28 protein-coding genes and 1 tRNA gene are annotated in these 23,963 nt (G+C 71.0%); 7 read left to right on the top strand and 22 right to left on the bottom strand.

Annotated features, from left to right (window positions below):
- Positions 1 to 7: 7 nt before the first annotated feature.
- Genes DFJ66_RS24700 through pyrE form a run of 3 tightly spaced genes read right to left on the bottom strand, consistent with a single transcriptional unit; the run spans position 8 to position 1,701 of the window.
- Positions 8 to 397, bottom strand: a complete 390-nt coding sequence (locus tag DFJ66_RS24700; RefSeq protein ID WP_121224227.1) for a DUF2784 domain-containing protein — start codon at positions 395 to 397, stop codon at positions 8 to 10.
- 57 nt (positions 398 to 454) lie between these two features.
- Positions 455 to 1,147: a hypothetical protein gene (locus DFJ66_RS24695; RefSeq protein ID WP_121224225.1), complete on the bottom strand. Its 693-nt coding sequence runs from the start codon at positions 1,145 to 1,147 to the stop codon at positions 455 to 457.
- Positions 1,147 to 1,701, bottom strand: coding sequence for an orotate phosphoribosyltransferase (gene pyrE / locus DFJ66_RS24690; protein ID WP_121224223.1), 555 nt, complete (start codon positions 1,699 to 1,701; stop codon positions 1,147 to 1,149). Before pyrE ends, DFJ66_RS24695 begins: the two co-directional genes overlap by 1 nt.
- Before the next feature lie 53 nt (positions 1,702 to 1,754).
- Between pyrE and DFJ66_RS24685 the strand changes: the two genes are divergently transcribed.
- Complete coding sequence (locus DFJ66_RS24685) at positions 1,755 to 2,327, top strand: hypothetical protein (protein WP_121224221.1); 573 nt, start codon at positions 1,755 to 1,757, stop codon at positions 2,325 to 2,327.
- Positions 2,328 to 2,366: 39 nt separating this feature from the next.
- Here DFJ66_RS24685 and DFJ66_RS24680 read toward each other — a convergent pair whose 3' ends face one another.
- The 6 genes from DFJ66_RS24680 to clpB all read right to left on the bottom strand — a co-directional run bounded on the left by DFJ66_RS24680 (position 2,367) and on the right by clpB (position 8,512).
- On the bottom strand, positions 2,367 to 2,792 hold the full coding sequence (locus DFJ66_RS24680; protein ID WP_121224219.1) for a hypothetical protein: 426 nt from the start codon (positions 2,790 to 2,792) through the stop codon (positions 2,367 to 2,369).
- Positions 2,789 to 3,670, bottom strand: a complete 882-nt coding sequence (locus tag DFJ66_RS24675) for a WXG100 family type VII secretion target (protein WP_121224217.1) — start codon at positions 3,668 to 3,670, stop codon at positions 2,789 to 2,791. The genes DFJ66_RS24680 and DFJ66_RS24675 overlap by 4 nt, the downstream gene beginning before the upstream one ends.
- Entirely contained in the window at positions 3,667 to 4,020 is a 354-nt protein-coding gene (locus DFJ66_RS24670) for a hypothetical protein (protein ID WP_121224215.1), read from the bottom strand. The genes DFJ66_RS24675 and DFJ66_RS24670 overlap by 4 nt, the downstream gene beginning before the upstream one ends.
- Before the next feature lie 207 nt (positions 4,021 to 4,227).
- Entirely contained in the window at positions 4,228 to 5,007 is a 780-nt protein-coding gene (locus DFJ66_RS24665; RefSeq protein WP_121224213.1) for an SDR family NAD(P)-dependent oxidoreductase, read from the bottom strand.
- Positions 5,004 to 5,699, bottom strand: a complete 696-nt coding sequence (locus DFJ66_RS24660) for a type III secretion system chaperone family protein (protein ID WP_121224211.1) — start codon at positions 5,697 to 5,699, stop codon at positions 5,004 to 5,006. The genes DFJ66_RS24665 and DFJ66_RS24660 overlap by 4 nt, the downstream gene beginning before the upstream one ends.
- A gap of 230 nt (positions 5,700 to 5,929) precedes the next feature.
- Complete coding sequence (gene clpB / locus DFJ66_RS24655) at positions 5,930 to 8,512, bottom strand: ATP-dependent chaperone ClpB (protein WP_121224208.1); 2,583 nt, start codon at positions 8,510 to 8,512, stop codon at positions 5,930 to 5,932.
- Positions 8,513 to 8,669: 157 nt separating this feature from the next.
- Here clpB and DFJ66_RS24650 point away from each other — a divergent pair, with 157 nt between their 5' ends.
- The 3 genes from DFJ66_RS24650 to DFJ66_RS24640 all read left to right on the top strand — a co-directional run bounded on the left by DFJ66_RS24650 (position 8,670) and on the right by DFJ66_RS24640 (position 11,058).
- Positions 8,670 to 9,047, top strand: coding sequence for a VOC family protein (locus DFJ66_RS24650; protein ID WP_121224206.1), 378 nt, complete (start codon positions 8,670 to 8,672; stop codon positions 9,045 to 9,047).
- Positions 9,048 to 9,087: 40 nt separating this feature from the next.
- A complete protein-coding gene (locus tag DFJ66_RS42955) occupies positions 9,088 to 9,468 on the top strand; it encodes a VOC family protein (RefSeq protein ID WP_170199636.1) in 381 nt (126 codons plus the stop codon).
- A gap of 486 nt (positions 9,469 to 9,954) precedes the next feature.
- Complete coding sequence (locus DFJ66_RS24640) at positions 9,955 to 11,058, top strand: FAD-binding oxidoreductase (protein WP_121224202.1); 1,104 nt, start codon at positions 9,955 to 9,957, stop codon at positions 11,056 to 11,058.
- A gap of 18 nt (positions 11,059 to 11,076) precedes the next feature.
- On the opposite strand, the gene DFJ66_RS24635 is transcribed toward DFJ66_RS24640, so the two are convergent.
- From DFJ66_RS24635 to DFJ66_RS24600, 8 genes are all read right to left on the bottom strand, one after another.
- Positions 11,077 to 11,505, bottom strand: coding sequence for a heat shock protein transcriptional repressor HspR (locus tag DFJ66_RS24635; RefSeq protein WP_121231690.1), 429 nt, complete (start codon positions 11,503 to 11,505; stop codon positions 11,077 to 11,079).
- 13 nt (positions 11,506 to 11,518) lie between these two features.
- Positions 11,519 to 12,688, bottom strand: coding sequence for a molecular chaperone DnaJ (gene dnaJ, locus DFJ66_RS24630; RefSeq protein ID WP_121224200.1), 1,170 nt, complete (start codon positions 12,686 to 12,688; stop codon positions 11,519 to 11,521).
- 21 nt (positions 12,689 to 12,709) lie between these two features.
- Positions 12,710 to 13,363, bottom strand: a complete 654-nt coding sequence (gene grpE, locus DFJ66_RS24625) for a nucleotide exchange factor GrpE (RefSeq protein ID WP_121224197.1) — start codon at positions 13,361 to 13,363, stop codon at positions 12,710 to 12,712.
- A complete protein-coding gene (gene dnaK, locus DFJ66_RS24620; RefSeq protein ID WP_121224195.1) occupies positions 13,360 to 15,210 on the bottom strand; it encodes a molecular chaperone DnaK in 1,851 nt (616 codons plus the stop codon). Before dnaK ends, grpE begins: the two co-directional genes overlap by 4 nt.
- Before the next feature lie 264 nt (positions 15,211 to 15,474).
- Complete coding sequence (locus DFJ66_RS24615) at positions 15,475 to 16,263, bottom strand: DUF4097 family beta strand repeat-containing protein (protein ID WP_147459351.1); 789 nt, start codon at positions 16,261 to 16,263, stop codon at positions 15,475 to 15,477.
- Positions 16,264 to 16,375: 112 nt separating this feature from the next.
- A complete protein-coding gene (locus tag DFJ66_RS24610) occupies positions 16,376 to 16,948 on the bottom strand; it encodes a hypothetical protein (RefSeq protein WP_121224191.1) in 573 nt (190 codons plus the stop codon).
- Between the two features lie 23 nt (positions 16,949 to 16,971).
- Complete coding sequence (locus tag DFJ66_RS24605; protein WP_170200199.1) at positions 16,972 to 17,454, bottom strand: TetR/AcrR family transcriptional regulator; 483 nt, start codon at positions 17,452 to 17,454, stop codon at positions 16,972 to 16,974.
- 91 nt (positions 17,455 to 17,545) lie between these two features.
- The gene (locus DFJ66_RS24600) at positions 17,546 to 17,872 is read right to left on the bottom strand and encodes a DMT family transporter (protein ID WP_121224187.1); all 327 of its coding nucleotides are present in this window, start codon (positions 17,870 to 17,872) and stop codon (positions 17,546 to 17,548) included.
- 129 nt (positions 17,873 to 18,001) lie between these two features.
- Here DFJ66_RS24600 and DFJ66_RS24595 point away from each other — a divergent pair, with 129 nt between their 5' ends.
- Positions 18,002 to 20,278, top strand: a complete 2,277-nt coding sequence (locus DFJ66_RS24595; RefSeq protein WP_121224185.1) for a (Fe-S)-binding protein — start codon at positions 18,002 to 18,004, stop codon at positions 20,276 to 20,278.
- A gap of 51 nt (positions 20,279 to 20,329) precedes the next feature.
- Here DFJ66_RS24595 and DFJ66_RS24590 read toward each other — a convergent pair whose 3' ends face one another.
- On the bottom strand, positions 20,330 to 20,710 hold the full coding sequence (locus DFJ66_RS24590) for a phage holin family protein (RefSeq protein WP_121224183.1): 381 nt from the start codon (positions 20,708 to 20,710) through the stop codon (positions 20,330 to 20,332).
- Positions 20,711 to 20,793: 83 nt separating this feature from the next.
- On the opposite strand from DFJ66_RS24590, the gene DFJ66_RS24585 reads away from it, so the two are divergent.
- Positions 20,794 to 21,795 (top strand): cation diffusion facilitator family transporter, encoded by a 1,002-nt coding sequence (locus tag DFJ66_RS24585; RefSeq protein ID WP_121224181.1) that lies wholly within the window; start codon positions 20,794 to 20,796, stop codon positions 21,793 to 21,795.
- 1 nt (position 21,796) lies between these two features.
- Here DFJ66_RS24585 and dcd read toward each other — a convergent pair whose 3' ends face one another.
- Complete coding sequence (dcd, locus tag DFJ66_RS24580) at positions 21,797 to 22,378, bottom strand: dCTP deaminase (protein WP_121224178.1); 582 nt, start codon at positions 22,376 to 22,378, stop codon at positions 21,797 to 21,799.
- A gap of 37 nt (positions 22,379 to 22,415) precedes the next feature.
- Here dcd and DFJ66_RS24575 point away from each other — a divergent pair.
- Positions 22,416 to 22,486: transfer RNA gene (locus DFJ66_RS24575), tRNA-Gly, on the top strand.
- A 129-nt stretch (positions 22,487 to 22,615) separates the two neighbouring features.
- Here DFJ66_RS24575 and DFJ66_RS24570 read toward each other — a convergent pair.
- The 3 genes from DFJ66_RS24570 to DFJ66_RS24560 are packed head-to-tail and all read right to left on the bottom strand — an operon-like array spanning position 22,616 to position 23,894.
- Positions 22,616 to 23,056, bottom strand: a complete 441-nt coding sequence (locus DFJ66_RS24570) for a DUF5313 family protein (RefSeq protein ID WP_121224176.1) — start codon at positions 23,054 to 23,056, stop codon at positions 22,616 to 22,618.
- A complete protein-coding gene (locus tag DFJ66_RS24565; protein ID WP_121224174.1) occupies positions 23,053 to 23,508 on the bottom strand; it encodes a MarR family winged helix-turn-helix transcriptional regulator in 456 nt (151 codons plus the stop codon). Before DFJ66_RS24565 ends, DFJ66_RS24570 begins: the two co-directional genes overlap by 4 nt.
- Before the next feature lie 11 nt (positions 23,509 to 23,519).
- Entirely contained in the window at positions 23,520 to 23,894 is a 375-nt protein-coding gene (locus tag DFJ66_RS24560) for a hypothetical protein (RefSeq protein ID WP_121224172.1), read from the bottom strand.
- Positions 23,895 to 23,963 lie beyond the last annotated feature (69 nt).

Genomic DNA, 23,963 nt, shown 5'->3' with positions numbered 1-23,963 from the left:
GGCGGCTTTATCGCTGATTGGTGAACTGCACCGAATTACACGTTTGTTCAGCCCGCCGCTTGACGTAGTACCCGACCCACGAGACGACCACGCACAGCGCCACCACCAGCTGCACCGAGCGCGCCGCCGACTCCGGGTACAGCACGCCGTCGATGTAGGTGTCGATGAACCCGTCGACCAGCGGCGCCTGGCCGGCGGCTGTGCGGAGGACGTTCTCCAGCCAGGTCAGGGGGCAGGCCAGGGGGAACAAGACGATCGACAGGCCCCACGCCGCCATCGCCACGTGGAACCACAGCGCGCGGGGCCAGCGCCACGCCAGGAAGCCGCCGACGACCAGGAAGACCAGGACCCCGTAGTGGATCACCATGACCAGCTCGGCGAGCGCCCGCGCGACCATCACGACCTCCCTGTACCCCAGAGTAGGCCGCGCCCCCACCGGACGCCCGCCGATTAATCAGCCGCGCGGCAGCCCCTGCCAGGGCACCCGGCCCGCGATGTCCAGCAGCAGGTCCGCCAGGTGGCCCAGCGGCGCCTGGAGCAGCGGCGCGGGGACGGCCGCCGCCAGGTTGTGCTCGTCGAACGCGATCGCCACGCCCGCCGCGCGCGGGTCGGCCAGCAGCGCCTGGGGCAGGCCCGAGGCGAGCAGGGCGCCGGCGAACGCCGGGTTCTTGCGGCGCACCTCGTAGCGGGCGTCGAAGGCCGGGTCGCCGGTCGCGGTGAACTGCTCGAAGATGCCCCACACGCGGTCCTCGCGCGGGCTGATCAGCACCCACGGGCCGGGCATCGGGCGCGGCACGACGACCACCGAGTACGTGCGGTACTCGGCGGTCACCACGTTGTCCGTGCGCAGCAGCACCTCGACGGCCAGCACGGGCACACCGCGCCAGTGGCCGACCATCTGGAACCGCACTCGGCTCCGGTCGGCCTCCAGCATGCGCCCGATCTGCGGCACGCGTTCGGCGAAGCCCTGGTCCTCGCCGACGAACCGCCAGCCCAGGGCCGCCTCCAGCGCGCGCATCTGCTGCTCCCACTGGTTCACGAACTGCGGGTTCGTGAACGGGTTGCGCTTGCGCCGCGACAACCCCACGGCGACGCCCACCCCGAGTATCGCCACGATCACCAGCACCAACAGGAGGAGGGACGCCATCAGGCCAGGCCGAGGTCCGCCAGGTCCAGCAGGTAGCGGTAGGACAGGCCCTGCGCCTCGATGACCTCGCGGGCCACCGTGCCGCGGTCCACGACCGTCGCGACGCCCACCACGGTCGCACCGGCCTCGCGCAGCGCCTCCACGGCGGTCAGCACGCTGCCGCCGGTGGTGGAGGTGTCCTCGACCGCGAGCACCCGCTGGCCCGCGACCTCGATGCCCTCGATGCGCCGCTGCATGCCGTGCTTCTTGGTCTCCTTGCGCACGACGAACGCGTCGAGCACCTCACCGGCCGCCGCGGCGGCGTGCATCATCGCGCACGCCACCGGGTCCGCGCCCAGCGTCAGGCCGCCCGCCGCGACGTAGTCCCAGTCGGCGGTGAGCTGCCGCAGGAGCTTGCCGATCAGCGGCGCGGCGGCGTGGTGCAGCGTCGCTCGGCGCAGGTCGATGTAGTAGTCGGCCTCCGCGCCGGAGGACAACGTCACCTTGCCGTGCACCACGGCCAGCTCGCTCACCAGCCGGGCCAGCTCGGCCTTGGCACCGGCGTCCAGAACCACTTCAGTTCGCACGGGTCCCAAGACTGTCATACGCGTCCGTACGCTGGCACACCGTGAACCTGTTCGGCACCGACACGCTCGTCATCGAGCAGCCCTGGGGCGCAGGCCGGCACCTGTTCGGGACGCGCTACAAGACCACCGCCCTGACCGAGCACGGCGTCCCGCTGGCGACCGCGACCGACCGCGGCTTCCTGGGCCCCCTGCGGAAACTGCTGCGCGCCACGGGCTTGTCCGGGCGCACGACCTACGACCTGGCGGTCACGTCACCGCAGGGCCAGGTCCTGCTGCTGGTGCACAAGGGCGCGGGCAAACCACCGACGCGCGTGTCCCGGCCGGACGGGACCGTCGTGGGGTCGGTGCGCCGGGAGGGCCGCGGGGCCTACGCGCTGCTCGACCCGCACGGGCAGCGGCTGTGCTCTTGGACGGATGTGGCGACTTTCAGCGCCGGTGCCATCGCCAAGGGTGCCGGTGGGCGCGTGCGGCGGGACGTGCTGCGGCTGCGGCCGGGTACGCCGGAGCCGGTGCGGTCGCTGGCGGTGGCGGCGGCGCTGGCGTTCGACGTCGTGCGGGGCATCGGGACGAACCACACCAGCGGCGGCGGCTTCGACTTCCCGACCAGCGCCTGAGCGGCGGGGGCCGGACTCCGGCCCCCGCTTACGCGCGGCTCACCAGGCGTCTTCGGTGAAGCTGCTCGGTTCGTCGTCGTCATCGCCGCCACGGCGCGGGCGGCCCGACTCGATGACGTCCTCCGGGTCGTTGCCCTCCTGGAGCTGCGTGTAGGCGCGCTGGAGGTCGGGCAGGCCGGTCGCCAGCGCCGACTGCACGCCCTCGTCGCCCAGGGCGCGGCCGGAGGCGATGTCCTCCCACGACATCTCGCCGGCGTCCACCCGGCGGGCCAGTTCCCGCAGTTCACGGGGTGCGTTCGGGCCGTGGGCGGCACGGTTGATCTCCGCCAGGTCCGCCTGGGACAGGCCCGACGAGCGCAGCTGCACCTGGCTGGCCTGCTGCGACACCTTGTCGACGTTCTCCAGGCGCGCGTCGACGTCGGCGACCAGCGCGTTCAGCCGCTCGCGGTCGTAGGGGAAGGTCACTGGCCACCTCCGGACGGTGCGGGTTCGGGCGCGGGCGGCGGGGCCTGGTCGTAGCGGTTGCCCGCCTTGTAGCCCGCCTTGCCCAGCTTGTAGCCGTTCCACGCGACGCCGAACGCGCCGGACTTGGCCGCGGCCTTGCCGTTGTCGAACTTCTGCTTGCCGTCCTGGTAGCCGTCGACCACGTCGAGCAGGTCGTTGACGTCCCGCACGTCCTTGAGCTTGGACAGCGCGGTGCCCATGGCGACGATGCCGTCGATCATGCCCTGGACGCCCTCGATGAGCGTCTGGATGGAGATGATGATCTTGCGGATGGCGTCGACGATCTGGATGGCGTCGTAGACCATCCACACGGCACGACCCCAGCCGACCACCGGGATCCACGCCGTCATCGCCGCTTCCAGCAGCTTGGTGATCAGCATGTCCAGCAGCGTCAGCGCCAGGCCACACGCCTTGCGGCACGTGTTCGCGGTCGACTGGAACTTGTTGCCGATGATCCGCGCGATCTGCGAGTCCGCCTCGATGGCCAGCGCCCACATGGTCTTCATGCGCGCCTCGAACGCCTGCGCGGCGTCGCCGTTCCAGTGCGGGTTGAGCTGGTCGACGCCCGCGTCCACGTTGTGCCGGACCGAGTCCAGCGCCTTGGCGACCTGGTCCCACGCGTTGGCGTTGGCGTCGATCTTCTCGAAGTCGCCCAGCAGCGGCTTGATCAGGGCGTCGAGGAGGTTCTCGCCGGTGACCTTCTCGTAGATCCAGTTGACGCCCTGGATCTTCCACCCGGCCTTCTCGATCAGCTCCTTGGTGGACTGCCGCCCCGGCCGGTCCTCGGCGGGCGCGCGGAGGGCGACGGAGGGGTCTTCGACGTCGGCGTACGCGGTCACTTGCCACCACCCAGGGTCGGCGCCTCGGCGGCGTTGGCCAGCTCGGCGAGCACCTGGTCGAGGACGCTCAGCGCCATCTCCTCGCCCTTCTGGTACATGTCGGCGGCCTTGGCCAGCCCCTCGGCTTCCTTGGTCATCATCTGGTTCGCGAAGTCCAGCGTCTCGCCGTACAGGTTGGCGACGCCGGTGACGATCGGCTGGAGCAGCGAGAGCAGCCCGGTGAAGCCCGAGGTGTCGCCGCCCTTCGCGACCGCGTGGTCCTTGATGGTCAGGAAGTGCTGCGCGTTGCGGGTCAGCAGCTCGCCGTACCCCCGCAGCTCGGCCGGCTCGACGTGGAAGCCTTCACCCATGGACGGATCCCTCCTCCTCCAGTTCGGGGAGTGGGACGGGCCGGACGGGTGCCGGGTTCCCGCTGATCTTGGAAGATTTCGCGGGGGTCGGGGCCGGGCGGGAACTCTTCGCACAGCGGCACGCGGCCGACTGTCGGTGCCGCGTGCGATGCTCGAAGCGGGGGCCGGAGGCCACGCCCGCGCCGCGGCTACGGCGGCGGGCGGGGGTCAGGTCCGGCCGCGGGCGTTGCCGGCTCGGGAGGCGATGCGGCGCAGCAGCGGGCGGGGGACGAGGCGGCTGATCGTCGCGATGGCCTTGTACTGCAGGCCCGGGATGGACAGCTGCTTGCCGGCGCGCAGGTCGGCCAGGCAGTCGTGCACCACGCGGTCCGCGTCCAGGTACAGGAACGCGGGCGTGGTCGACATGTCGATCTTCGCCCGCTGGTGGAACTCGGTCCGCACGAAACCGGGGCACAGCGCCAGCACCCGCACGCCGGTGCCCGCCGTCGCCTGGGCCATGCCCTCGGAGAACGCCGTCACCCACGCCTTGTCCGCGCTGTAGGTCGAACCCCGCCCCGGCAGGAAGCCCGCGATGCTGGACACGTTCACCACGTCACCGCGCCCGCGCTCGACCATGCCCGGCAGCACCGCCCGGGTCAGCCGCAGCACCGTCTTCACGTTGACCGACAGCTGGCTCTCCAGCCGGTCGGCGTCGGAGGCGAAGAACTCGCCGGACAGCGCGAACCCCGCGTTGTTGACCAGCAGGTCGAACGGCCGCTCGGCCAGCACCTGCTCGACCTTCACCCGGCTCGTGTCGTCGGCGAGGTCCGCGGGCAGCACCTCGACCCGCACGCCGTGCCGTTCGTGCAGCTCGGCGGCGGTGCGCTCGAGCCGCTCGACGTCGCGGGCGACCAGGACCAGGTCGTGCCCCTCGGCGGCCAAGCGGCGGGCGAACGCGGCACCGATGCCCGCGGTCGCGCCGGTGACCAGGGCCAGCGGCGGGGTCACGGCTTGCGGCCGAACTGCGGGCGGTGGACCTCGCCACCGGTGTCGGTGTCCGGATCGGCGTCGAACGGGTCGACCACGTCGGCCAGCTCCCCCAGGTCGCGCAGGAGTCGTTCCAGTCGGGCGGGTGAGGAGTTCGGCGGTGCCGCCGCCATCACCCAGTCGTTCTCCAGCCACACCACGGTGACGTCCGCGCCGATCTCCTCGGCCGCGTCCACCAGGTCCGGCGTGATGAGCTTGCGGGCGGCGGGCAGCTCGCTGACGAACGCGTACCGCGAGCCGACCGGTCCGAGCAGGTCGGGCATCTGGTCGCGCTGGAACGGCACGCTGGGCAGCCACAGCTCGACCACCACGTTCACCGGCCGCCGGCAGCGGACGCCGACCAGCACCGAGTTGACCTTGCCGCCGGTCTCGTGGTCGAGCACGTAGACCTGGCGGCGGCCGTCCGCGGTGAACGTCGAGCCCGCGACCACGTCCTTCGCCACGCCCGTGCCGTAGTAGGCGATCGCCCCGCTCTCCCACCGTGTGGGCAGCACGTGGTCGGTCTCCTCGAACTGCCAGCCGCGGAGAGCGGCCCACCTGCGCCGTTCTCGGTTACGCGCGGTTCGCTGCGCCCGGTCGGTGGCGAGCAGGGCGAACCCCGCCACCCCCGCGACCGCGGCGACGGTGAACCAGACCCACGCCGGTATGCCCACGGGTGCGAGGGTAGCGGGAGACACCGACCAAACGAAGATCACTTGGGGCGTGCCTCCCGCGAACGGACCAACCCGTTACCGGGGAGGTGGCTGTGTTGGATGGCCGCGACCGGCGTCGCGGCGGCTCGGCCGCCCGGGAGGGTCGGCTCATCGCGCCGCGTTTCCCGCCGATCGGAAGAGCTGATCGTCGGGAAACGCGACACGACAAGCCGACGGCGGCCTCGCGGGCGCTAGGCCCTCCCGACGATGAGCCCGGACTGGTCGTCGACGACGTCGACCTTCACCGTGTCGCCGTCGCGGACCTCGCCCGACAGCAGCTCCTTGGCCAGCTGGTCGCCGATGGACGACTGCACGAGCCGCCGCAGCGGCCGGGCGCCGTACACCGGGTCGAAGCCGTTCAGGGCCAGCCAGTCGCGGGCCGCCGGGGTGACCTCCAGCGACAGCCGCCGCTGGGCCAGGCGCTTACCCAGCCGCGCGACCTGGATGTCCACGATCGAGGTCAGCTCCTCGGTGGCCAGCGAGTGGAACACGACCACGTCGTCCAGCCGGTTGAGGAACTCGGGCTTGAAGTGCCGCCGGACCACGTTCAGCACCGCGTCGGTGCGCTGCCGCTCGTCCAGCGCCGGGTCGGCGATGGCCTGCGAGCCCAGGTTCGAGGTCAGCACCAGGATGGTGTTGCGGAAGTCGACCGTGCGGCCCTGGCCGTCGGTCAGCCGGCCGTCGTCGAGGACCTGCAGCAGCACGTCGAACACGTCCGGGTGGGCCTTCTCCACCTCGTCCAGCAGCACGACGCTGTACGGGCGCCGCCGCACCGACTCGGTGAGCTGGCCGCCCTGGTCGTAGCCGACGTACCCGGGGGGCGCGCCGACGAGCCGGGCCACCGAGTGCTTCTCGGAGTACTCGCTCATGTCGATGCGGATCATCGCCCGCTCGTCGTCGAACAGGAACTCCGCCAGCGCCTTGGCCAGCTCGGTCTTGCCGACGCCGGTCGGGCCGAGGAACAGGAAGCTGCCGGTCGGCCGGTCCGGGTCGGCGACGCCCGCCCGCGTGCGGCGCACCGCGTCGGACACCACGCGCACGGCCTCGGCCTGGCCGACGACCCGCCGCGCCAGCTCCTCCTCCATGCGCAGCAGCTTGGCCGTCTCGCCCTCCAGCAGCCGCCCGGCCGGGATGCCGGTCCACGCCGACACCACGTCGGCCACGTCGTCCGGGCCGACCTCCTCCTTGAGCATCACGGCCGCGTCCTGCGTGGTGCGGGTCGCCGCCTCCAGCTCCTTCTCCAGCGCCGGGATGCGCCCGTACCGCAGCTCGGCGGCCCGGCCCAGGTCGCCGTCGCGCTCGGCCCGCTCGGACTCGCCGCGCAGCTGCTCCAGCTGCTCCTTGAGGTCGCGGACCTTCTCGATCGAGGTCTTCTCGTTCTGCCAGCGCGCGGTGAGGGCGGCCAGGGCCTCGCGCTTCTCGGCCAGCTCGGCGCGCAGCGCGGCCAGCCGCTCGACCGACGCCGGGTCGGACTCCTTGGCCAGCGCCATCTCCTCGATCTCCAGCCGGCGCACGGCCCGCTCGACCTCGTCGATCTCGACGGGCCGGGAGTCGATCTCCATGCGCAGCCGGGACGCGGCCTCGTCGACCAGGTCGATCGCCTTGTCCGGCAGGAACCGGGCGGTGATGTACCGGTCGGACAGCGTCGCCGCCGCGACCAGGGCCGAGTCGGTGATGCGCACGCCGTGGTGCACCTCGTACCGGTCCTTGAGGCCGCGCAGGATGCCGACGGTGTCCTCCACCGACGGTTCGCCGACCAGCACCTGCTGGAACCGCCGCTCCAGCGCCGGGTCCTTCTCGACGTGCTCGCGGTACTCGTCCAGGGTGGTCGCGCCGACCATGCGCAGCTCGCCGCGGGCCAGCATCGGCTTGATCATGTTGCCCGCGTCCATCGCGGACTCGCCGGTCGCGCCGGCGCCCACGATGGTGTGCAGCTCGTCGATGAACGTGATGACCTGGCCGGCGGAGTCGGTGATCTCCTTGAGCACGGCCTTGAGCCGCTCCTCGAACTCGCCGCGGTACTTCGCGCCGGCCACCATCGCACCCAGGTCCAGCGCCACCACGCGCTTGCCGCGCAGCGACTCGGGCACGTCACCGGCCACGATCCGCTGGGCCAGGCCCTCCACGATCGCGGTCTTGCCGACGCCGGGCTCGCCGATCAGCACGGGGTTGTTCTTGGTGCGCCGGGACAGCACCTGCACGACCCGCCGGATCTCGGTGTCCCGCCCGATGACGGGGTCGAGCTCGCCCTTGCGGGCCCGTTCGGTCAGGTCGACGCCGTACTTCTCCAGCGCCTTGTAGGTGCCCTCCGGGTCCGGGCTGGTCACCCGCGCCGACCCGCGCACCCGCCCGAACGCCTCGCGCAGCGACTCCGGGGTCGCGCCGTGGCGGCGCAGCAGGTCGGCGACCTGGCCGCCGTGCTGGGACAGGCCCACCAGCAGGTGCTCGGTGGACACGTACTCGTCGCCCATCTCGGTGGCCAGCTCCTGCGCCCGCCCGAGCACGCGCACGGCGTCCCGGGAGAACTGCGGGGCGGACACGCTCGCCCCGCTGGCCGCGGGCAGCGCCCGGCTGAGCTGCTCCAACTCCTTGTGGACCTGCTTGGGGTCGGCGCCCACGGCCGACAGCAGCGGCGCGGTCAGGCCGTCGCCCTGCGCCAGCAGCGCGCCCAGGAGGTGGACCGAGGTCACGTCGGGGTTGCCCGCGATCGTCGCCGCCTGCACCGCCGCGGACACGGCCTGCTGCGTCTTCGTGGTCGGGTTGAAAGCGTCCATTCCTCACCTCGGTCGCGTGTTCCGGCGCACCACCGGCTACCACTGACTCCAACGTCAGAAAAGTTGAGTCCGTTCCGCTCAACCTAGCCCAAGTGGTGTGACGCCCGCCACGACCACCCTTGACCTCGACCGAACTCGAAGTCCTAGCGTCGGTGCCATGACCGTCAAGCTGAACCACACGATCGTGTCCGCGCACGACGCCCGCGCCACCGCCGACTTCCTCACCGAGGTCTTCGGCTTCGCCCCTGCCACGCCCTACGGCCCGTTCCTCGTCGTGGCCACCGACAACGAGGTGTCCCTGGACGTCATGGCCGTCGAAGGCGACATCACCCCGCAGCACTACGCGTTCCTGGTCGGCGACGAAGACTTCGACGCCATCTTCGGCCGCATCAAGGCGCGCGGACTGCCGTACTGGGCCGACCCGTTCCACCACCAGCCGAACCGGATCAACACCCACGACGGCGGCCGGGGCGTCTACTTCGACGACCCGAACGGACACAGCCTGGAGATCATCACCGTCCCCTACGGCGGCTAAATCGACGTGCGCTCAAGCGCGCATATATGAAGATCAACGCATGAGCTCACTCGTGCACCACATCACCGTCGACTGCCAGGACGCCTACGCGCTGGCCACCTTCTGGAGCCAGGTCACCGGCCACCCCGTCTCCGACGAGGACGAGCCCGGCGACCCGGAGTGCCTGGTCGCCCTGCCGACCGGCCCCAGCCTGCTGTTCATCCAGGTCCCCGAGGTCAAGACCACCAAGAACCGCCTCCACCTCGACCTCCAGCCCGACACCACCCGCGACGAGGAGGTCGAGCGGCTCCAGGCGCTCGGCGCCACGCTCGTCGCCGACCAGCGCCGCCCCGACGGCACCGGCTGGGTCGTCCTCGCCGACCCCGAGGGCAACGAGTTCTGCGTGGAACGCAGCGCAGCCGAGCGGGCGGCCACGAGCTGACCGCGTCACCCACATGTCGCAGCGCGTTTGTCCACACGCGCACGCCTCTTATCCACAAAGCCCAGGTGTGAATCCACAGGCCGAAGCGGATCTCCGCACCGCTGCGGGGACCGTGCGGCCAAGAGGGTGAGACCCCCGCCTCACGCGATCTACGGGGCCCGTTAAAGGCGTGTTCGGGCGGGGTACTCGCCGCACGGTTGGCCGCAATCCGCAAACCCGGTACAGGTCATCACGAATGTTCGCTCGATGGGACGAACGCTCCGCGACCGACCGTGATCGCACAGCACTCAAAGGTGGCATCAAGGAGTCAGTCGGCCAGTTGACGGGTTAGCCTCGGTTCGTCGGGGATGGAAGCTTGACGAGGACGATGCGCCTTGCTGACGGCGCTGGAAACGTGGAGACTGCGCCCGGACCATGACTGCGAACGCTGTGTTGAGCCCCATCCCGAGCCCGCCCCACCGAGAACCCCCACCGGGTGTCACCGCAATGGTGCGCCTGATCAGGGAGAGCTGGGCGGTCGTCGAGCCGCGCGCCGAAGAGGTCGCCAAGTTCTTCTACGGAATGCTCTTCAGCCTCGCGCCGGCCACCCGTGAGATGTTCCCCGCGAACATGGAGGTGCAGCGCAGCCGCCTGCTGCGCGCACTGGTCCACGTCGTCCAGATGGTCGACCGACCGGACGACCTGATCCCCTTCCTCCGCCAACTCGGCCGCGACCACCGCAAGTTCGGCGTGGTCAACGTCCACTACGAGTCGGTCGGCACCGCGCTGCTCGCGGCGGTCAAGAAGCACGCCGGCCCCGCGTGGACGCCCCAGGTCGAGATGGCCTGGGCCGAGGCCTACACGATCATGGCCCGCGCCATGCAGGAGGCGGCGGCGGCCGACGAGGGTCCCGCATACTGGCACGCGACCGTCCTGGAGCACCAGCGGGTGAGCTGGGACCTGGCCGTCGTGCGGCTGCAGCCCGACCACCCCATCGGCTACCGGGCGGGCCAGTACGTGAGCGTGGAGACCCCGCAGCGGGCCAGACTCTGGCGCTACTTCTCGCCGGCCAACGCCCCGCGCGAGGACGGCATCATCGAGTTCCACATCCGGTCCGTCGAGGGCGGGTGGGTGAGCCGGTCCATCGTCGGCCACACCCAGCCGGGCGACGTGTGGCGCATCGGCCCGCCCATGGGCCGCCTCCACGTCGACCGCAAGTCCGGCAACGACGTCCTCATGGTCGCCGGCGGCACCGGCGTGGCCCCGATGCACGCGATCATCGACGAGATGGCGCAGTGGGGCGAGAACCCGCGGACGCACCTGTTCGTGGGCGGCCGGACCCGCGAGGACCTCTACGACCTGGACAACCTGCAGCGCTTCGCGATGACCAACCCGTGGCTCACCGTGGTGCCGGTGCTGGAGTCGGACCCGGGCGCCCGGGGCGTGGAGCAGGGCACCCTGGCCGACGTCGTCACCCGCTACGGGGCGTGGGAGGACCGGGACGTCCTGGTCTGCGGCTCCCCGTCGATGATCCGCGCGACGGTCTCCCGGATGCTCGTGGCCGGCACGCCCCTGGACCGCATCAAGTACGACCCGTTCACGCTGGACTGACCCCGGCGCCCGCCGGGGTCAGCGCTTGCGGTTCGGCTTCCAGACCACCAGCGCGGTCTCGTGCCGCACCGGGACCAGGTCGCGCCGCAACGAGGCGTGCACCGACGCCGCCGCGTGCTCGGCCGCCGCCAGGGCCTGGGCCAGCTGTTCCGTCAGCTCGGACACCTTCGCCCGCAGCGCCCCGACCTCGTTCTCCAGCTCGATGATCCGCTTGATGCCGGCGAGGTTCACGCCCTCCTCCTGGGAGAGCCGCTGCACCTCGCGCAGCAGGACGATGTCGCGCATCGAGTACCGGCGGCCGCCGCCCGACGTGCGACCCGGGGACACCAGGCCCATCCGGTCGTAGGAGCGCAGGGTCTGGGCGTGCAGGCCCGACAGCTGCGCCGCCACGGAGATCACGAAGAACGGGGTGTCCTCGTCGGTCCCCGGCGGGAACGGAAACGTCATGTCCACCTCACCCTCACGTCGACCTCTTCTCCACCAGCGCGTTGAGGTCGGCCCTCGGATCGTGCTCCGCCGTGGCCGAGGCGTAGGCCTCCAGCGCCTCGCGGGCCGCCGCGTCCATGTTGTTCGGGATCGCCACCTGCAACGTGATCAGCAGGTCGCCGACCTGGCCGTCGCGCTTGGCGATGCCCTTGCCCTTGGCGCGCAGCACCCGGCCCGACGCCGTGCCGGCGGGCACCTTCAAGGTCACCTTGCCGTCCAGCGTGGGCACGGTCAACGTCGTGCCCAGCGCCAGTTCGGGGAAGGTCACCGGCACGGTCACGGTCAGGTTGTTGCCGCTGCGCCCGAACACCGGGTCCGGGTTGACGTGCACCCGGACGTAGAGGTCCCCGTTGGGACCGCCGTTGCGGCCCGGTTCGCCCTGCCCGCCCAGGCGGATGCGCTGGCCGTCGTCCACGCCCGGCGGGATGCGGATGGTCAGCGTGCGCGTCTTGGTGGACACGCCGTCGCCGCCGCACTCCGGGCACGGGTCGTCGATGATGCGGCCGGTGCCCCGGCAGTCCGCGCACGGCTCCGAGAACGCGAACGCGCCCTGGTTGCGGGTCACCAGGCCCGCGCCGCCGCAGTTGGTGCACGTCCGCGGCGAGGTGCCGGGTCGGGCGCCCGAACCGGAGCACGTCGAGCACGTCGACGGGCTGGACAGGCGCATGGGCACGGTCGCGCCGCGGACCGCCTCGGTGAAGTCGATCCGCACGTCGGTCTCGACGTCCTCGCCCCGCCGGGGCCGGGTCGCCGAGGCGGACGTGCCGCCGCGCCGGTTGAACAGGCCGCCGAGCAGGTCACCCAGGCCGCCCATGCCGCCGGGCTGCTGCCCCGCGCGGCCGAACAGGTCGCCGACGTCGAACGTGCCGCCGCCCTGCCCGAACCCGCCGGGGAAGCCGCCGCCGCCCGCGAACAGGCGGCGGGCCTCGTCGTACTGCTTGCGCTTGGAGGCGTCCGACAGCACGCCGTACGCCTCCGAGACCGCCTTGAAGCGCGCCTCGGCCTTGGCGTCACCGGGGTTGGCGTCGGGGTGCAGCTCCCGCGCCAACTTCCGGTACGCCTTCTTGATCTCGTCGGCCGAGGCGTCGGAGGAGACGCCCAGCTCCCGGTAGAAGTCCTTCTCGATCCAATCCCGAGCACTCATCCGGACGCCGCCCCCTCTCGCTCAGTCCTGCTGCTGTTCGGTCGCTTCGGTCGCTTCGGCCGGTTCCGCCGCCGGCTCGTGGTCGGTGACCGCGACCAGCGCCGGGCGCAGCACGACGCGTTCGCCGAGCCGGTAGCCGCGCCGCAGCACGGCCGTCACGGTCGGCCCGCTCACGTCGGGCGACGTGCTGTGCTGGACCGCCTCGTGCACGGTGGGGTCGAACTCCTCGCCCTCGTGCCCGAACGGCTCCAGCCCGGACTTGGTCAGCGTGGCGACGAGCTTGTCCGCGACCGCCTTGAAAGCGCCGGTCAGGTCGCCGTGCGCGTCGGCCCGCTCCACGTCGTCCAGGACGGCCAGCAGCTCGTTGATCACCTGGGCCTTCGCCGAGGCGACCACCAGCTCCCGGTCGCGCTCGACGCGCTTGCGGTAGTTGGCGTACTCGGCGGTGAGGCGCTGGAGGTCGGCGGTCCGCTCGTCGAGCTGGGCCTTCAGCTCGGCGGCCGGGTCGACCTCGGCGGGCTCCGCCTCGGGGGCGGCGTGCCGGCCGCCCCCTTCCGGAGCCTCGTCCACGGGCGCGTCGGCGTCGACGGCCGGCGTGCGCACCTCGCCCGTCTCCGGGTCGATGCGGCGGCGGTCGCGCACCACCACGTGCGGCTGCTCCTCGGGCTGGGTCACTTCTTCTCGTCCTCGTCCACGATCTCGGCGTCCACGACGTCGTCGGCCTTGGCGTCACCGGCGCCCGGCGCGGAGGCGCCGTCACCGGCCGCGCCCGCGGTGGGGGCGGCGTTGGCGTACATGGCCTGGCCGATCGCCTGCGACTCGGTGGCCAGCTTCTCCACCGCGGTGCGGACCTTGGCGATGTCGGTGCCCTTGAGGGCCTCGTTGGTCTCGTCGATCGCGGCCTTGACCTTGTCCTTGACGTCGGCCGGGATCTTGTCGTCGTTCTCCTTGACGACCTTCTCCGTCTGGTAGACCAGCGTCTCGGCCTGGTTGCGGACCTCGGCCTCCTCGCGGCGGCGCTTGTCCTCCTCGGCGTGCGCCTCGGCGTCCTTGATCATGCGGTCGATGTCGTCCTTCGGCAGCGCCGAGCCGCCGGTGATCGTCATCGACTGCTCCTTGCCGGTGCCCATGTCCTTCGCGGACACGTGCACGATGCCGTTGGCGTCGATGTCGAAGGTGACCTCGATCTGCGGGACGCCGCGCGGGGCCGGCGGCAGGCCGGTCAGCTCGAACATGCCGAGCTTCTTGTTGTCCGCCGCGAAGTCGCGCTCGCCCTGGAAGACCTGGATCTGCACGGACGGCTGGTTGTCGTCGGCCGTGGTGAAGATCTCGGACCGCTTGGTCGGGATGGTCGTGTTGCGCTCGATGAGCTTGGTCATCACGCCGCCCTTGGTCTCGATGCCCAGGGACAGCGGGGTGACGTCGAGCAGCAGGACGTCCTTGACCTCGCCCTTGAGCACACCGGCCTGCAGGGCCGCGCCGACCGCGACGACCTCGTCCGGGTTCACGCCCTTGTTCGGCTCACGGCCGCCGGTCAGCTCCTTGACCAGCTCGGCCACCGCGGGCATGCGGGTCGAACCGCCGACCAGCACCACGTGGTCGATGTCGCCGACGGAGATGCCGGCGTCCTTGATCACGTTGTTGAACGGGGCGCGGGTGCGCTCCAGCAGGTCGTTGGTGATGCGCTGGAACTCGGCCCGGGACAGCGTCTCGTCCAGGAACAGCGGGTTCTTGTCCGCGTCGACCGTGATGTAGGGCAGGTTGATGGTGGCCTGCGACGAGCTGGACAGCTCGATCTTGGCCTTCTCGGCGGCCTCGCGGATCCGCTGGAGGGCCATCTTGTCCTTGGTCAGGTCGATGCCGTTGGACTGCTTGAAGCGGTCCACCAGCCAGTCGACGATGCGCTGGTCCCAGTCGTCACCGCCGAGGTGGTTGTCACCGGAGGTCGCGCGGACCTCGACCACGCCGTCGCCCAGCTCCAGCAGGGAGACGTCGAAGGTGCCGCCACCGAGGTCGAAGACCAGGATGGTCTGCTCCTTCTCGCCCTTGTCCAGGCCGTAGGCCAGGGCGGCGGAGGTCGGCTCGTTGACGATGCGCAGCACGTTGAGGCCCGCGATCTGGCCGGCCTCCTTGGTGGCCTGGCGCTGCGCGTCCTCGAAGTAGGCGGGCACGGTGATCACGGCGTCGGTGATCTCCTCGCCCAGGTACGCCTCGGCGTCGCGCTTGAGCTTCATCAGCACGCGCGCGCTGATCTCCTGCGGCGTGTACTTCTTGCCGTCGATCTCGGTCGTCCAGTTCGTGCCGATGTGCCGCTTGACCGACCGGATGGTCCGGTCGACGTTGGTCACCGCCTGGTTCTTGGCGGGCTGACCGGTGAGCACCTCGCCGTTCTTGGCGAACGCGACGATGGACGGGGTCGTCCGCGAGCCCTCGGAGTTGGCGATCACCGTCGGCTCGCCACCCTCGAGAACCGCGACGACGGAGTTGGTCGTCCCCAGGTCGATGCCGACCGCTCGCGCCATTTGGATTCCTCCTGGTAGTGCGTCTGTGAGAGCCCCGCGTTGAGCGGCGTGCGCTCAAGTTTGCCAGGATCTGCGGACTTGAGTCCACTGGGCTCAATTTCTCTGCCTGTCCAACGGCCGGGGGCGCTCGGGTGTTCCCGGGGCGGCGTGATCCGGGCCACTTCCAGCGGGATCCCCGCCGCACGCCGAACGGTCCCGGCCAGGCGCGCACAAGGCGTCGCTGACCGGGGCCGACGAGGTCGGAAGGCTTCCTGCGGTACGGGCTCAGAGCGCCGGCTGCACGCTCACGTCCCCGCTCCCGGACTTCACCACCACGGACACCTTCGCGGCCGGGTCGGTGGCCACCCCCACCGAGCGCTCCCCGCTGCCCGACTCGGCCTCCACCCGGTAGACGCCCTTGGGCAGCCGAACCTCCACCTTGCCGGACCCCGACTCGGCCCGCACGGGCTGCACGGCCGCCATGCCGACCTCGACGTCCCCGGAGCTGTCGACGACCGACACCTCGCCGCGCATGTCGGTCAGCTTGGCCCGGCCGGACCCGACGTTCCCCTTGAACGACCCGCCGACGTCGGAGACGTCCACGTCCCCGGACCCGTTCTCGACCTTCACCGAGCCGCTGACGTCCCGCACGTGCACGTCCCCGGACCCGACCTCGATGTCCACGCTGCCGACCCGCTCGAACGTCACGTCCCCGGACCCGTTGCCGCCGACGACCTTCACGTCCTTGCCGGGCACGGTGACGTCGTAGTCCACCGAGCAGTTCCGGCCGCAGTCGTCCAGGACGAGGGTGTCCCCGTCCACGCGGTAGGTGGTCCCGGAGGGCTTGTCGGTGTTGCGCGGGTACTCGACGGTCCTCTTGACCTCGACCGAGGTCGCCGCGTCACTGCCGCGCACGGTGACGCGCCCGGAGTCGTTCTGCACGCGGACGGCGACCACCTTCTCGGTCACCCTGCCCTGGTCGGAGAACTTCTCCTGCACCAGCCGCACGCACCCGGCCAGCGCCCCCACCAGCGCGACGACCCCGACCACCGCCCACACGACCCGCTTGACCACCACTGCCCCCTCGGACGTCCACCGTTCAGTGCACCCAACGTATGTCGTCAAGGCACCACAGGACACCGGGGAGTCCCCCGACCCCGTACTGGGGCTGTCCCTACCCCCGGGGTCAGGCCAGCGACTCCACGACCGCGCGCAGGGCCGGGGCGCAGCGGGCCGGGTCGCCGAGGAAGCGTTCGGACGCGATCACGTGGGACTCCGTCATCCGCTCCCACACCAGGCCCTGGACCGAGACGACCGTGATCACCAGCCGGAACGGTTTCACGTACCGCCCGATCCGGTTCTCCACCCCGCGTACCACCTCGCCGATCGGCAACGCGCCCGGGGTCCGGTTCGCGTGCCGCCGGTCGTACTCGGCGGCGGCGTCCTGGAGGGCGAGCACGGCCGCGCGCAGGGCGGGCCGGACCGCCAGCGATGGCCCGGAGGGGTCGATGGGTGCCACCGACGGCACCTCGGTGCGGGCGTGGTCGAGCACGTCGGCCCACCAGCCCAGCCACTCCTCCGCCGCACCGGCCCGGTCGACGCCCGGCGGCACGAAGACGGGGACCGAGGGGTCCAGGCCGGGCAGCTCCGGGACGGTGTCGACCGACAGCGCCAGCGTGTCCCGCAGGAACAGAGCGGTGTTGACCGTCTGGTTCGTGCCGTGGGACACCTGCCACGACTCACGCCCGGCGAACCTCATGCACCCAGTGTCCCGCGTGAAGGTCATCGTGGTGGCATCAGAAGGGACACGACCGGCTCCAACTGTTCCGCCGTTGGGGGGAAATCCGCGATGAGGCCCTGGATCAGCAGCCCGTCCAGCGCCGCGACGAACCCGAGGAACGCCGCCGGCTGCATGGTGCCGAACACCGACGACAGCAGCGTGATCCACCGCCGCGCCGCCGGCCTCAGCTCGGGCCGCCGGGCCGCGAACAGGTACAGCTCGTACTCGGCGAGCGTCCGCCCCCGGTGCGGTCCGACCGCGTCGGCCAGGAACCGGGCCACCGACGACGGCGTGGGGCTGACCGACCCGAACGCCACCGCCATCTCGCTCGCCGACCACTTCAGCGTCGCGATCAGCAGGTCGTCCAGGGTGCTGTAGTAGTAGGCCGTCGAGGACACCGGCACGTCGGCCTCCCGCGCCACCGACCGGTGCGACACCCCGGACACGCCCTCGCGCTCGATCACCCGCAGGGTCGCCGCCAGGATCGCCCGCCGCCGCCGGTCACCGCGCGCCCGCCGCCCGTCGGCGGGGACGCCCCGCGCCCGATGCCCGTCGGCGAGCGCGCCCCGGCCCGCGTCAGTCGGCGGCACTACCGACCTCGATCGCGACGACACCGGCCACCACCAGCACCAGCCCGACCACGATCGTCGGGTTGAGCGGCTCCTTGAACAGCACGACCCCGATCCCGGCCACGGCCGCGATGCCGAACGCGCACCAGATCGCGTAGGCGATCCCGAGCGGCATCCCCAGCTTGAGCACGAACCCGAGCGACGCGAACGCCACCAGGTACCCGACGACGACCGCCACCACCGGCAACGGACGGGTGAACCCGTCGCTGAGCTTGAGCGAGACGGTCGCGGTCACCTCGCCCACGATGGCCAGCGCGAGCAGCAGATACGCCATGGGGCGCCCTCCGACTAGTGGAACAGACGTTCAACTAGTTTATGTGATCGGCCACGCTCGAGTGGTTACCGACCAGTAATCCGGCGTAGTCTGCCCAGCCAGGAGACTGACGAGAAAGGCCGCCACCACATGGGAGCCCTCCAGCTCACCCTCGGCGCCATCGGCGTCGCCGTCAGCGTGTACGCCTGGGGTCTGTTCGTGGCCGGAGTGGTCCGGATGGTCAAGATCATCCGCCTGGGCCAGCCGGACTCGACGCGCAACGGGCCGTTCCTGCCCCGCCTGCGCACCCTGATCGTCGAGTTCGTCGCGCACACCCGGATGGCCAAGTTCCGCAAGGTCGCCCCCTGGCACTGGATGGTGATGTGGGGCTTCCTGATCGGCTCCGCGGTGCTGTTCGAGGCCTACGGCGAGGTGTTCTACCCCGGTTTCCACTGGCCGGTCATCGGCACGTGGTCCGTCTGGGCGCTGCTGATCGAACTGCTCGGCCTCGGCACCGTCGTCGGTGGCGTGGCGCTGGCGGTCATCCGCCAGCTCAACCACCCGCGCCGGGCCGACCGCGTGTCCCGGTTCGCGGGCTCGAACTTCCGCGCCGCCTACTTCGTCGAGGCCGTCGTCATCATCGAGGGTCTGGGCATCCTCGGCGTGAAGGCGTTCAAGCAGGCCGCCGGACTGGAGGACCCGCCCCTGTGGTCGTCCTTCGTCACCGGACCGCTGAGCAACGTCCTGCCGTCGAGCCCCAACTGGATCTCGATCATGGCGTTCATCAAGCTGGCGTCGGCGATCATCTGGCTGATCGTGGTGGCGAAGAACCTGACCATGGGTGTGGCCTGGCACCGGTTCAGCGCGTTCTTCAACATCTACTTCAAGCGCGAGGACGACGGCGGTGTCGCCCTCGGCGCGCTCAAGCCCATGATGAGCGGCGGCCAGGTCCTCGACCTGGAGGAAGCCGACCCCGACAAGGACACCTTCGGCGTCGGCAAGGTCGAGGACTTCACCTGGAAGGGCTGGCTGGACTTCAGCACCTGCACCGAGTGCGGTCGCTGCCAGTCCCAGTGCCCCGCGTGGAACACCGGCAAGCCGCTGTCCCCGAAGCTGGTCATCACCCAGCTGCGCGACCACGCCTACGCCAAGGCCCCGTACCTGCTGGCCGGCGGCCGGAAGGACATGGCCGGCGACGAGGTCGGCATCACCGAGGACAAGTACGAGGACTACAAGAAGCGGCTGGAGTCCATCGACGTCCTGGCGCTGGCCGAGGCCGAGCGCCCGCTGGTCGGCGGCGTGGACGAGCTGGGCGTCATCGACCCCGAGGTGCTGTGGTCCTGCACCACGTGCGGCGCGTGCGTCGAGCAGTGCCCGGTGGACATCGAGCACGTCGACCACATCGTCGACATGCGCCGCTACCAGGTGCTGATCGAGTCGAACTTCCCGTCCGAGCTGGGCGGCATGTTCAAGAACCTGGAGAACAAGGGCAACCCGTGGGGCCAGAACGCCAAGGACCGCCTGGCGTGGACCGAAGGCCTGGACTTCGAGGTGCCCGTGTTCGAGGGCGAGCTGGGCGACACCGAGTACCTGTTCTGGGTCGGCTGCGCCGGCGCGTTCGAGGACCGGGCGAAGAAGACCACCCGGGCGGTGGCCGAGCTCCTGCACACCGCGGGCGTCAAGTACACCGTGCTCGGGCCGGAGGAGACCTGCACCGGCGACCCGGCGCGGCGCGCGGGCAACGAGTTCCTGTTCCAGATGCTGGCGCAGCAGAACGTCGAGGTCCTGAACACGGTGTTCGAGGGGCGTGAGCCGGGCAAGCGCAAGATCGTCGTGACCTGCGCGCACTGCTTCAACACGCTGGCCAACGAGTACCCGCAGGTCGGCGGCCAGTACGAGGTCGTGCACCACACCCAGCTGCTCAACCGCCTGGTGCGCGAGCGGCGGCTGGTGCCGGTGGCCGAGGTGGCGGAGGACGTCACCTACCACGACCCGTGCTACCTGGGCCGGCACAACAAGGTCTACGAGGCCCCGCGCGAGCTGGTCGGGGCGTCGGGCGCGACCCTGCGCGAGATGCCGCGGCACGAGGAACGCTCGATGTGCTGCGGCGCCGGTGGCGCGCGGATGTGGATGGAAGAGCGCATCGGCAAGCGCATCAACATCGACCGCGTGGACGAGGCGCTCGGCACGGCCCCGTCGAAGATCGCGACCGGCTGCCCGTTCTGCCGCGTGATGCTGACCGACGGCGTGACGGCCCGGCAGAACGAGGGCGTCGCCGGCGGTCACGTCGAGGTCGTGGACGTGGCCCAGCTCCTGCTCACGGCCGTGCGCCGGGGCCAGGAGCTGGAGCGCGCGGACGTGCCCACCGACGAGGTCGGCTCCGGCACCCCGCTGACCGAGGAGGACAAGGCCGGCTCGCAGAGCTGACCCCCGGCAAGACGGAAGGCCCCGGTCCACTGTGGACCGGGGCCTTCCGCTTCAGTCGTCGCCGCGGACGCGGTCCCAGATGATGTTGAGGACCCAGCTGGTCAGGGCCACGATGATCGCGCCCCAGAACGCGGGCCAGAAGCCGGTCACCGCGAAGGGCAGGCCCAGTTCGCCCGCCAGCCAGCCGGTGAGCCAGAACAGCAGGCCGTTGACCACCAGGCCGATCAGGCCGAGCGTCACGATGTAGAAGACGCAGCCGAAGAACTTCACCACCGGCTTGACCACCGCGTTCACCAGGCCGAACAGCAGCGCGACGCCGAGGAGCGTGCCGATCTTCGCGGGGGTCGAGCCCTCGCCCAGGTCGATGCCCGGGATGACCGTGGAGACCCAGACCGCGATCGCGGTCACCAGCACCTGCACCAGAATGCCCATGCCGCGCAAGGCTAGCCGCCGGTGTGCTCCGAACGGGGCAGGCGCGACCTGCGGATCGGTGCGCGCGGTCCTACCGTCGTGGCATGACCACTCCCGACCCGGCCACGCCGGTCACCGAGCCCGTGAAGAGCGAGAGCACGCTGACCGTGCTGCTCGCCCTGGCGATGAACTTCGCCATCGCGGTGATGAAGGCGATCGCGGGCGTGATCACCGGGTCGGCCGCGATGCTGGCCGAGGCCGCGCACTCGGTCGCGGACACCTTCACCGAGGGCCTGCTGCTCACCGCGCTGCGCCGGTCCGCGCGGCCGGCGGACCGGCGGCACCCGTTCGGCTACGGCAAGGACCGGTACTTCTGGTCGCTGCTGGCCGCCGTGTCGATCTTCGTGTCGGGCGCGGTGTTCGCGTTCTACGAGGGGTTCAGCACGGTGTTCGGCGAGCCGGTCGAGCAGACCAGCCCCGGCGTCGGGTACGTGGTGCTGGCGATCGCGTTCGCGCTGGAGTCGGTGTCGTGGACGCAGGCCGTGCGGCAGGTGCGGCGGGAGGCGCGGACCGAGGGGCGGTCCGTGCTCGCGTTCCTGCGCGTGTCCGACGACCCGACCGTGAAGACGGTGTTCATGGAGGACTCGGCGGCGCTCACCGGCCTGCTGCTGGCGTTCGCGGGCCTGGGCCTGCACCACCTGACCGGGTCGTCGGTGTGGGACGGCGTGGCGTCGCTGCTGATCGGCCTGCTGCTCGCGGTCGCGGCGTTCGTGCTGGCGGGCACCAACCGGGGTCTGCTGATCGGCAGGCAGGCCGACCCGAAGCTGGTGCGGGCGGTGTGGGCGTACCTGCGGGACGTGCCGGAGGTCGACCAGGTCGTGGACCTGCTCACGATGGCCGTCGGCACCGACCGCGTCCTGCTGTGCGCCCGACTGGACTTCGACGACGCGTTGAGCGCCGCCGACCTCGAACGAGCGTGCGTGCGCATCGACGGCGAGCTGCGTTCGAGGTGGCCCGACCTGGACGAGGTCTTCCTGGAGCCGGTACCGCGCACCGACCCGGAACTGCGCTCGCGGGTCCTGGCGAGGTACGGCAACCTGCTGTAGCTCAGCGGCGCGTGTCCGTGCGGTGGAAGTTCAGGTAGGCCCGCGACGGCGTCGGCCCGCGCTGCCCCTGGTACCGACTGCCCGCCTGCTGCGACCCGTACGGGTGCTCGGCGGCGCTGGTCAGGCGGAACAGGCAGAGCTGACCGATCTTCATGCCCGGCCACAGCGTGATCGGCAGGTTGGCGACGTTCGACAGTTCGAGGGTGATGTGCCCGGAGAACCCGGGGTCGATGAACCCGGCCGTGGAGTGCGTGAGGAGGCCGAGACGCCCCAACGAGGACTTGCCCTCCAGCCGCCCGGCGAGGTCGTCCGGGAGGGTGACCAGCTCGAACGTCGAGCCGAGCACGAACTCCCCGGGGTGCAGCACGAACGGTTCGTCGTCCTGCGCCTCGACCACGGAGGTCAGGTCGTCCTGCTGGATCGAGGGGTCGATGTGGGTGTACCGGGTGTTGTTGAACACCCGGAAGAACCGGTCGAGACGGACGTCGATGCTGGACGGCTGCACCATGACGTCGTCGAACGGCTCCAGCACCAGGCGGCCCGAGTCGACTTCTTCACGCAAGTCGCGGTCACTCAACAACACGGGGGACAGCCTATGTGTATGATCGGTGCCGCAGCACGCGGGTGTAGTTCATTGGTAGAACGACAGCTTCCCAAGCTGTAGAGGCGGGTTCGATTCCCGTCACCCGCTCGGAACGCCGAAGCCCCAGGTCGCGAGCCACTGACCTGGGGCTTCGGCGTGATCGGGCCGGGTCGTCGGCGCCTGGCCCGGCGTGGTCCGCCTGCCGGGTGCTGCGTAGAGCCGGCTGGTCTCCGGCGTTCAACGGTCGGCCGAGCGCCAGGCGGCGTCGTAGCGGCGTTGGCGGTCGCGGTCGGATTCGGTGGTCTGTTCCTTGCGGTACGTGCTGGCGGCGGCTCGGGGGTAGCCGTACTTCGTCATGCGGTGGTCGGTGCTTTCGATCGCGTACGACACCGCGAAGTACACGCCGACGACCAGGCCGAGGGAGCCGCAGGCGATGGCCAGGGGCAGCGGGGAGCCCAGGCCCCACACCAGGGCGACGGTGATCAGGATGGTCAGCGGCAGGACCTGGAGGAACGCTCGGACCACGAACCACGCCAGCCAGGTCGGCTTGGTCGCCTGGTGGAAGACCCACTCGCGGTAGTGGACGGGTAGGCGGCCGCCGAGCAGGTACCAGGCGCGCAGGGCTGCGGGTGGCTTCCGGCCCCCGGCTCCGTTGTCCCGCTGGGGTACGACGTTCATGGGGTTCGCTCCGTCGCGGCGATGACGCGGGTCAGGGCTTTGTGCAGGACTTCCAACTCTTCGAGCGTCATGCCCAGGCGTTCCACCACGGCGGGTGGGATCTTCAAGGCCTGTTCGCGCAGGGCCGCGCCGGTTTCGGTGAGGGTGACGGCCAGCTGGCGCTCGTCGGCGGTGTCGCGGCTGCGGTTGACGTAGCCGATCGACTCCAGGCGCTTGAGCAGCGGCGACAGGGTGGCGGGCTCCAGGGAGAGCATCCGCGCCAGGGCCTTGACCGACAGGGGTGCCTTGCCCCACAGCGCCAGCATCACCAGGTACTGGGGGTGGGTGAGGTTCATCGGCTCCAGCAGCGGCCGGTAGAGGGCGACCACGTTCCGGGAGGCGATGGACAGGGCGAAGCAGACCTGCCGCTCCAGGGCCAGCGGGTCGTCCCGGAAAGTTTGTGCACTAATCATTAGTACCCACGCTACACGAGCTCGGCCCAACCCCCACCCTCGGCCAGCACCGCCCGCACCCCCGCGAAGTGGTCGACCACCCCGGCCAGGTCGCTGTGCAGCAACGCGGCGCGGTCGGCGTCGACGGGCACGTGGTCGTCGCGCCACAGCTCCAGCGGCAGGCTCACCACGAACACCACCGAGTCGACCAGCCGCAGCACGGGCGCGTCACCCGGGCACGACGACCGCAGCGAGGCGCACTCCCACGCGATCTCCGACAACCCGGCCACCGCCGCCGCCGGCGTGCCGTCCCACGACTCGTCCGGCCACACCCGCGTGCTCAACGCCAACCACAGCCGCCACCCGGTGCCCGACTCGACCTCGTCCCGCGGCTGCCACGCACCCATGCCTCCACTGTGGGGGCGGCAAGCCGGACAAACCGCATGAGACTGCCCACAAGAGTGGTCCCGCCCCCA

Origin of the sequence: Saccharothrix variisporea (assembly GCF_003634995.1) — a bacterium.
GTDB classification, from domain to species: domain Bacteria; phylum Actinomycetota; class Actinomycetes; order Mycobacteriales; family Pseudonocardiaceae; genus Actinosynnema; species Actinosynnema variisporeum.
This window is presented reverse-complemented; position numbering and strand designations above follow the sequence as displayed.